We start from the raw sequence: 868 nt of genomic DNA, 5'->3' as shown, positions 1-868 counted from the left end.
GCCGAAGGCTGCGATCTTTTGATCTTTTTTTTTAAAAGACCAAGATCAAAAGATCGCAGCCTTCGGCAGCTCCTACAGGGGGGGCGGCGTTAGTAGACACCCGGTAACAAGCGCCAGCTGCGGGTGCAGTAAGCATCGTACTCGGCGCCAAACTGCCCGCGCAGCAGCGCCTCTTCAGAATGAATACGCGCGATCAACGGAATCAACGTCAGCGCCGCCAGCAACAACCCGACACTCGAGCGAAACGCCAGCGCCCATCCCAGCGCATTCACCACCAACCCCAGATAACTCGGGTTGCGCAGGTGCTGATAAATCCCATCCGTGACCAACCGATGCCCCGGCTGAATCGCCACCAACCCGCTGAATCGGTGGCCCAAGACAAACACCGGCCACAAGCGCAGCGCCCCGCCAATGATGAACAACAACGCGCCAAGCCAGCGCACACCTTCGCCGCCAAACGTCCAGAAATTCAGCCGGTCGCAGTAAGCCGGCAGAAAACCGCTGAGCAAACCAATCACGCCAAACGCCGGAAGCACCCAGCGATTGGCGCGATCCTCGCGTTCGCCGGAGCTCAGGTTGACCTCGGTAAACATCGACGCGATCACCATCGCCACGGTGGCCAGCGCGACCACCACCAGCGAGCCGTGGGAAAAGAACATCCCCACGCCACCAATGCCCCACACCGCCAGGCCCAGATAGGCGAGGGTAGCGAGCACGGCGACCACGGTCATTTGCGCTGACATTCTCATGGCGTTCTCACGGCGGCATACACACTCTTGCAGTGTAGATCCCCGTAGGAGCTGCCGAAGGCTGCGATCTTTTGATCCTGTTCTTTTAAAAACAAGATCAAAAGATCGCAGCCTTCGGC

1 protein-coding gene is annotated in these 868 nt (G+C 59.1%); it reads right to left on the bottom strand.

The features are described from left to right. Positions 1-89: 89 nt before the first annotated feature. Positions 90-749, bottom strand: coding sequence for an isoprenylcysteine carboxylmethyltransferase family protein (locus QMX93_RS30780; RefSeq protein WP_282359347.1), 660 nt, complete (start codon positions 747-749; stop codon positions 90-92). Positions 750-868 lie beyond the last annotated feature (119 nt).

The organism is Pseudomonas sp. PS01303 (assembly GCF_029959385.1).
In the GTDB taxonomy this organism is placed as follows: Bacteria; Pseudomonadota; Gammaproteobacteria; order Pseudomonadales; family Pseudomonadaceae; genus Aquipseudomonas; species Aquipseudomonas rustica.
This window is presented reverse-complemented; position numbering and strand designations above follow the sequence as displayed.